The 7,549-nt window shown below is 65.8% G+C and carries 8 protein-coding genes and 1 pseudogene; 3 read left to right on the top strand and 6 right to left on the bottom strand.

Features of this window, described 5'->3' with window-relative positions; all coding sequences use genetic code 11:
• From AC1D1G_RS38360 to AC1D1G_RS38340, 5 genes are all read right to left on the bottom strand, one after another.
• On the bottom strand, positions 1-619 hold a 619-nt coding region (locus AC1D1G_RS38360), incomplete at its 3' end, for an HD domain-containing protein (protein ID WP_477956201.1).
• Positions 620-1,105: 486 nt separating this feature from the next.
• A complete protein-coding gene (locus AC1D1G_RS38355) occupies positions 1,106-2,515 on the bottom strand; it encodes an amidase (RefSeq protein ID WP_477956200.1) in 1,410 nt (469 codons plus the stop codon).
• The gene (locus tag AC1D1G_RS38350) at positions 2,502-2,681 is read right to left on the bottom strand and encodes a hypothetical protein (protein ID WP_280783804.1); all 180 of its coding nucleotides are present in this window, start codon (positions 2,679-2,681) and stop codon (positions 2,502-2,504) included. The genes AC1D1G_RS38355 and AC1D1G_RS38350 overlap by 14 nt, the downstream gene beginning before the upstream one ends.
• A 29-nt stretch (positions 2,682-2,710) precedes the next feature.
• Positions 2,711-3,595 carry an MBL fold metallo-hydrolase gene (locus tag AC1D1G_RS38345; protein ID WP_477956199.1) on the bottom strand — a complete coding sequence of 295 codons (885 nt, stop codon included), beginning with the start codon at positions 3,593-3,595 and terminating at the stop codon, positions 2,711-2,713.
• 2 nt (positions 3,596-3,597) lie between these two features.
• A complete protein-coding gene (locus AC1D1G_RS38340; RefSeq protein WP_477956198.1) occupies positions 3,598-4,398 on the bottom strand; it encodes a creatininase family protein in 801 nt (266 codons plus the stop codon).
• A 145-nt stretch (positions 4,399-4,543) separates the two neighbouring features.
• On the opposite strand from AC1D1G_RS38340, the gene AC1D1G_RS38335 reads away from it, so the two are divergent.
• Entirely contained in the window at positions 4,544-5,965 is a 1,422-nt protein-coding gene (locus AC1D1G_RS38335) for an MFS transporter (protein ID WP_418340005.1), read from the top strand.
• On the opposite strand, the gene AC1D1G_RS38330 is transcribed toward AC1D1G_RS38335, so the two are convergent.
• Positions 5,934-6,578: a TetR/AcrR family transcriptional regulator gene (locus AC1D1G_RS38330; RefSeq protein WP_280783808.1), complete on the bottom strand. Its 645-nt coding sequence runs from the start codon at positions 6,576-6,578 to the stop codon at positions 5,934-5,936. The two genes, AC1D1G_RS38335 and AC1D1G_RS38330, sit on opposite strands and share 32 nt — an antisense overlap.
• 177 nt (positions 6,579-6,755) lie before the next feature.
• On the opposite strand from AC1D1G_RS38330, the gene AC1D1G_RS38325 reads away from it, so the two are divergent.
• Both AC1D1G_RS38325 and AC1D1G_RS38320 read left to right on the top strand, forming a co-directional pair.
• A complete protein-coding gene (locus AC1D1G_RS38325; protein ID WP_477956197.1) occupies positions 6,756-7,121 on the top strand; it encodes a hypothetical protein in 366 nt (121 codons plus the stop codon).
• 126 nt (positions 7,122-7,247) lie between these two features.
• Positions 7,248-7,549 (top strand): annotated as a pseudogene (locus AC1D1G_RS38320) (dihydrodipicolinate reductase); the annotation flags it as partial.

Here is a 7,549-nt window from a genome sequence, read left to right as displayed (position 1 = left end):
GCCCACCCGTCCGCAGGTGCACCTCGGCGACGTCCGCCACGTGGGAAATGTGGATCTCGACCGGGATACCCTCTCCGCGACAACCGTTGGGCAACCCCCGGCCGTCCCAACGCTCGAAGACGTAGGCGAGCGCCTTTCCGACCTGCCCGTCCAAGCCCATCCGATCGGACAGAACCCCGGCGGAACTGCAATGTGAATGGATCAGCGTGGCGACCTGGCTACGCGCTGCGACCAGAAAAACAGCGGCCCGGATGCCGCGCTCCCAGCCCGGCAGGCCGCGTCCCACGTGACTCGTCATCAGCCGCAGAAACGGCAGACCGGTCATGTCCACCGCGTAGGTGTCGGCCCGGAAGGCGATGTCGTCGCCGAAGAGCGCCGAGAGTTCGTGGGAGTCCGCGTGACAGCCGATCCACCCGACCAGATTGGCGTAGTACACGGTCGCTCGCTGCTGGGGGTCGAGTCCCATCCGCTCCGCTATCCGTGTCGCGATCAAGGACGACCGAAGCATGTGTTCCATCGGTTGACCCAGACCGAGATCGATCGCCAGCGATACCGCGGCCAGCAGTTCGGCTCTGCTCAGACCTTTTCCCGAGCCGGGCAGCGTCCCGTGCGGGTGCATCTTCCCATTGTCCACCTCAACGTGACCGGACCTGGAGGCAACCCGAAAAGACAGGTACCCACATACGCCGAACGACCCATGCGCAAGCTCGCAGGTCAACCCACAATTGTGACCAACCCGATACGCCGACCCACAGCAAGGAGGCCGCCGGACAAAGCTTCCGATCCACAACTTCACTCGCAATCACGCAGGCAGCACACCCCGCGCAGACAGGCAACTTGCGCCCCCTTATGAGGGACCAGTGCTGCACCCCAAGGACGCACCGTCGACCGGTGCGTGTCGGGGGATGGCCCRCCCGTGCGAAGCACCCTCGCCCGGGCGGGCCGACTCCTGTCGGCCGATAGGAGCAACATTGTTGCCGAACGATGGCCCGACGACGCGGCCGCCTTCAGCCGTGGAACGAGCACAGCGGATCGCCCGACGCCCGATCGTTCGTCGCCGAAACTTTGTTCTCCCACGAGTCGATCAGCAGACAGCCCCACCACTTCAGACGCCGGTGGGGAGCCAGCTCCATCCCGGCTTTCTCACCTGCCCGCGGACGAGCTCGTAGGACGCGCCCACCTGAAGCAGTGTTGCCTCGGACAGTGGCCGTCCGATGAGTTGCATTCCGATCGGCAGCCCATCGGACGACACGCGGACCGGCACGGACAACGCCGGCAGACCGGTGAGGTTCGCCGGAGCCGAGAGACGGACGTAGGTGTCACTGATACCTTCACTGCTCCCGTCGGGCCAGTCGATGGTCTCCTGACCCGCCCGTGCGGCTACCGATGTCACAGTCGGTGCGGCGAGCACGTCGATGTCGTCGAACAAGTTCGCCCAGGCCTGGCGGATCAGCGCGCGGGACCGTTGCGCCCGGAGATAGTCGGTAGCAAGCAGGTGCTGCCCGGCTTCGAGGAGGAGACGGACGTCGTCCGAATACAGCTCGGGGTGGCTGTTCAGGGAATCCTGATGGTAGGTCGTGGCTTCCGGAACCATCAGACCCCATTGCGTGGCGTGCACGAGGTGGGTGAGCGGGACTTCCACCTCGACGAGCGTGGCACCGAGCCCGGCGAGTACGTCGATCGCCTCCAGAACGCGCGCTTGCACCTCGGGTTCGACGTTGTCGAAGTAGTAGTTCGTCGGAACGCCTACTCGGACGTTCGTCAAGTCCCTCCCGGAATCGGGAACGTAGCTCCCCTCGTTGTGCCGCAAGCTGGCGGGGTCTTTGTCGTCGTATCCGACGAGTGCATCGAGTGCGACCGCCGCGTCACGCACGGTGCCGGCGATCGGGCCGACGTGATCCAACGACCACGACAGTGGGGTGACGCCTGCGCGGGAGACCAAGCCGAATGTGGGCTTGAGCCCGACAACCCCGCAGAGCGCGGACGGAATCCGGATCGAACCTCCGGTGTCACTGCCGAGCGCGATACCCACGATCCCCGCGCTGACCGCAATCGCAGATCCGCCGCTCGAGCCACCGGGCACGCGGTCGACAGCCCACGGATTCCTACTCTGCGGTGTGATCGTTCCGAAGGCGAACTCGTGCGTGTGGGTTTTGCCCAGCGAGATCGCGCCTGCCGACTGCAACTTCCGCACTGCGGTCGCGTCGCGGTCGGGAACGTGAGTTGCCCGCACCGCAGAACTGGACGTGGTGAGAACCCCGGCAGTATCGAAGAGATCTTTGATCGCGATCGGAATGCCGTGCAGCGGACCGCGATATCGGCCTGYGGCGATGTCCGATTCGGCGATCGCCGCCTCCTCCCGCGCCGCGCCGGCCGTCACAGTCACGAAGGCAGACAGGTGCGGATCGACGCGGTCGAGGTGATCGAGCGCGGAGTCGATCAGTTCGACCGGTGACAACTCTCGGCGGAAGATGGCGTCGGCAGCGGCGGTGAGGTCCAATTCATGCGGTTGCATCGGGTGTTCCGTTCTGCGGGTGGGTAAGCGCGACGAAGGAAAACGCCGGCGGAGTCTCCGCGTATTCGACGCCGTCGAGAGCGCTCAGGACACCGCGGATGCCCATGACGGTGGCCGCCACGGCTGCGGCGTGCTCGCGATTTCGGTGTTCGGAATGTGTGGTCACGGCGAAGTCCTTGGTTGTGGGTGAAATGCCTACGGGATCGCGGCGGCCGAAACCAGCACGAAACCTGTTGCGGTGCTGCGCACGCGTCCGGCGGTGGGGTGGGTGAAATGGCTACCGAGCAAGAGTGTTTCGGTGTCGGCGATAGTCGACAGGATCGTCTCTCGTGTGCGTTCCGACAGAGCCGGGTCGATGTCCACTCCGCAGCACAGGCGCGGGTGGGCGAGCTGGATGGGGTGGTGGAGGAAGTCCCCGGTCACCAGTGCGGTCTCGCCGCCGGAGCTGATCCGGACCGATACGTGCCCCGGGGTGTGCCCGGGAGTGGGGAGCAGTTCGACTCCGTCGGCGACCTCRACGGGTGTCTCGGCGTCGACGAGTTCGTATTGACCGGCCTGGCGGATCGGGGTGATCGAATCGGCGAACATTCGCTGCTGGTCTTCGCTTAACGCTGCCGCCGACCAGTAGTCCCATTCGGTGCGGGCGACGAGGTAGCGGGCATTCGGGAAGGTCGGCTCCCACACCCCCTCTCGCAAGGTGGTGTTCCACCCGACGTGATCGCGGTGGATGTGCGTGTTGATCACGAGGTCGACCGAATCCGGGTCGAACCCGGCGTCGCCCAGTCGCGGCAGGTAGTCGCCGTCGAGGTTGTTCCACGCCGGGTTGTCCCGGACCTTGCCGTTACCGACACCGGTGTCGATGACGATGCGGGTTCCGGCGATGTCCAAGACGAAACTGTGCACCGACAGGCGGATGTCACCGCCGTCGTCGGTGGCCGACGGGTCCAGCCACGGTTGGCCGGCAACGAGTTCGGCTGTGGCGTCGGGCAGGAGCCAGCGGCCCTGCCCTTCGAGTACGACTTCGTCGACGCGACCGATGGTCGCGTCCCCTACCGTCCAGTGCGCTGATGTTCCGGACACGATCAGCTCCCTACGCTCGTTGCGGCAGCCTGGCGGTCGATGGTGGCGTTCCGGTGCCACGTTTCCGGCGCCGCGAGCAGATCAGCGAGTCGCTGTGCGCACACCGCCAACAGTTTCTCGCCCTTGTCGGCCGTGGCGAGTCGTGCGTCGCCGGCCACACCGGATTCGGTGATCTCCTCGAACGAGCGCCAGAGGTACACGGGGACGTTGTCGGATTGCAGTCCGCATTCGGGGCCGTGTGCGTCGGAGAGGCGGCCCAGGACCACGAGCTCGGGGTGCGCGGCGAGCATCATCGACGTCTCCCCCTCACACGCGTGCATCACGCCGCTCTGCCCCTCCAGGATGTCCGCGACGTCGTCCGCCGCCGCGGTCAGGTACGTCGTCACGGCGATAGTGACGGGCAGTTCCGCGGTCAGTTCGTTGACGATGGCATTGAGCGCCGAGATGTTCCCGCCGTGCCCGTTCACTATCGCGATCCGGGTGAACCCGGCGCGCATGATCGACCGGCAGACGTCCCGGAGCACGGCGTGGTAGGTGGGCAGGCTCAGAGTCAGCGTGCCGCCGAAACGCATGTGGTGTTCCGCCAGACCCCACCACAGTGTCGGTGCGACGACGACGGAAAGGCTCTCCGCCAGTTGGGCTGCGACTCTGTTCGCCGCCTCGGTGGCGAGCAGCGCGTCCACCCCGGTGGGCAGGTGCGGGCCGTGCTGCTCGATCGATCCGACCGGGAGCAGCACCAGACCGCCCAGTCCCGCCCGCTCTCGCAACTGCTCCGCGGTCATCTTCTCCCAGGAGTACTCCATGGCGCCCTCGTCCTCCATAACGCTGTCAAGCCTCGACCAAAGTTAGATTGGACTGTACAGTACACCCCTATCGGTAGCGGTCGCCAGAGCCCAGGCCGGCAATGGCCAATCGCTGACGTTTCGGCACGAACCCCATCGAGGAGCCATGGATACACATACCCCCAGCCCCGGCGTTCCCTTGACCATCGCCGCCCGGCTGAATCGCCTCCCGGTCACCCGGCGGCACAAGAAGATCATCGCCATCATTGCGTTGGGCAACTTCTTCGAGATCTACGAACTGTTCCTCGCCGGTGTACTGGCGGCCACCTTGAAGACCAAGTTCGCGCTCACCGGCTTCGACCTGTCGCTGGTGCTGGCCTCGGCGTTCGTCGGCGCCTTCGTCGGCGCCGTCCTGATCGGCCGGATCGCTGATCGTCTCGGCCGCCGGCGCGCGTACATGATCACCCTTGGCTTGTACTCGGTGTTCACGCTGTTAGCCGCCTTCTCCACCGATCTGTGGATGCTGGTGCTGTGTCGCTTCATCGCGGGCGTCGGACTCGGCGGCGAACTGCCCGTCACCGACTCCTTCCTCGGCGACATCCTGCCGTCGAAACGACGCGGCTACTTCGTGGCGTGGGCCTTCACGCTTTCGTACACTGCGGTCCCCGTCGTCGGGTTCGTCGGCATGATCGTTGTCGATGCCAGCCCGCTCGGGATCGACGGCTGGCGATGGATGTTCGCCCTGGGTGCGCTCGGCGCCCTGATCACCTTCGTCCTGCGGCGGCACCTACCCGAGTCGCCGCGCTGGCTCGAATCCGTCGGCCGGACAGACGAAGCCGAAGCCGTCACCCGCGAACTCGAGGATGCCGCACGTACGGAGGGCTGGGCCGCCCCGGCCGAGGACGAGGCAATCTCTCCCGTGAGCACCGGACCGGTGAGCGCGTCCGCGATGCTGCGGAAGCCGCTGTTGCGCCGCACCATCACGATGGCGATCGTCTGGATTCTGGCCGTCGTCGGGTACCACGGATTCAGTAGCGTTGCGACGCTCGTATTGACGGGGAAGGGAATCAGTGTCACCAATTCCCTGCTGTATGTCTCGCTCGCCTTCGTCGGATACCCGGTCGGCTCACTGCTCTCGATGCTCGTCATGGACAGGTTCGAGCGCAAATGGCTTCTCGGTGGCTCGCTGGTCGTGATGGCCGCGCTCGGCCTGGCCTACGGAAATGCCGTCACACCGGTGTGGATCGTGCTGTGGGGTTTCACGTTCACGGTGATCGCGAACCTGATGTCGAATGTCACCCACGTGTATCAGCTCGAGCAATACCCGACCGCCATCCGGACCACCGCCACAGGCCGGCTCTATTCACTGGGACGCCTGTCGACCGCCGCCGCGCCGCTCTATCTGATCCCCATGCTCGAACACAGCGGTGCCGGAGCGGTATTCACCCTCGTCGCCGCAGCCCTGGCGGTTGCTGCGGTCGTCACCGTGGGGTTCGGTGTTGCCACCACCGGGCGGACCCTCGAGGAGATCTCACCCGGTGACGCGTCGGCGGCAGTTATCCCGCAGCGGGCGCGTACCGCGCCATGAAGGTGGCGACCGACTCCTCGACAATCTCGTCGGCGGGCGGGAGATCCGTGACGAACTCGACGATGCCCATGACCTGAGGCCACAACGTCACTTCCTGGAGTAGCCCGAAGAACTGGTGGGCGGCCAACTCGGTCGAGCGGCATTCGATGTGTCCGTCGGTGACCAATCGGTCGAGTTGGCCGACCAGCGCCTTCAGCAGAGGCTCCTTGCCGGCCCGGTAGAACTCCTCGGCTATCCACGGCAGCCGCCGAGATTCGGCCACCACCAGGCGGATGAAGCTCACTTGGTCGGTCTCGGCCACGAACGCGAGGATCGCCTGGGCGAAGCGCCTCAGTACAGCTTCCGCCGACTGCGGCGCACCGTCCACCAGATCGTCGATGCGCCCGGTCTGCAACAACTTCGACCAGTGCCGATCCAGCATCGAGCGGAAGACGGATTCCTTGCTGCCGAAGCGGTTGTACAACGTCTGCCGCGCCACTCCCGCCGACTTCGCGATCCGATCGAGGTTGACCCCCGCGTATCCGTCCCGCAAGAAAAGCGCCTGCGCGGCGTCGAGGATCTTGCCGGTCGTCTCGGGCTCGGCCGCCGCTGAACCCTCCACCGTATTTGCCACACTGCCCTCCGAACGTTCTGCTGCACAGCAACCTGCTGCGAAGTCAACCCCTCAGTGGTATGGACTGTACTGTACAAGCCACAGGAGGTTCGTTCCGCCGCGCAGGAACGGCGAGGCATCACCCGAACACCGCCACTGCATTCAGCCCCGGCAACCCCGACGATTGAGTGATCACGCATGACTGAGCACCCCGCGCGCCAGTTCCCTCCACTGCACGGCCGCACACCCACGCCAGGGGCAACCCACCACCCGCGCACACCGGACGAGGACATATCCCGATACCGGCAACTGCGACAACGCAGCCAACGCCTTCGCCGACGAACCCACGACTGGCATTCCGGGCACAGTGACACCGACGCGGTCATCGAGTTCGCACATGTCTGGGCACCCTACGGCGGAGCACCCGACGAAGAGGTCTTCGTCAGATTCGGAATGTCCACGGACCGCTTCGTCGAGGCACTCTGGCGAATACTCGAGAATTGCCTTTTCGCACCCCCGTTCATCGACGAACTCGCAGAGGTCTACCGACCCCCGCACAGCTGACGACCCACCAGTTCGTCGAGAAATCGTGCCCACCCACGATCGCCGCCCCTCGCGGGGAGGTTCCACGGCCCGATGTTGCCCCATTCGGGCACTACCCACCTCGCGCACTGGGTAGGGTCCGATTCCATGGCTGACCAGGGGAAGATCCGGACCGTGGTGTGGGGCACCGGGAATGTGGGGCGGGCCGCGATCCGCGCGATCGATGCACACCCCGGACTCGAGCTGACGGCGGTGATCGTGGCCAACCCGGAGAAGGTGGGACGCGATGCCGGCGACCTGGCCCGCCTGGGCCGCTCGCTGGGGGTGGCCGCAACGGACGACGCCGATGCCGTGCTCGCGACCTCACCGGGCGCTGTCGTCTACGCCGCGTCGGGCGAAATTCGCCCGGACGATGCGGCGGCGGACATCATCCGCGCACTCTCCGCCGG

The sequence above is a fragment of the Rhodococcus sp. P3_B8 genome (genome assembly GCF_056402775.1).
This window is presented reverse-complemented; position numbering and strand designations above follow the sequence as displayed.

Bases quoted from the DNA above. Each gene is read 5' to 3' on its own strand.
- AC1D1G_RS38340 (WP_477956198.1), bottom strand. From the start codon at position 4,398: ATGGAGTACTCCTGGGAGAAGATGACCGCGGAGCAGTTGCGAGAGCGG.
- AC1D1G_RS38335 (WP_418340005.1), top strand. From the start codon at position 4,544: ATGGATACACATACCCCCAGCCCCGGCGTTCCCTTGACCATCGCCGCC.
- AC1D1G_RS38325 (WP_477956197.1), top strand. From the start codon at position 6,756: ATGACTGAGCACCCCGCGCGCCAGTTCCCTCCACTGCACGGCCGCACA.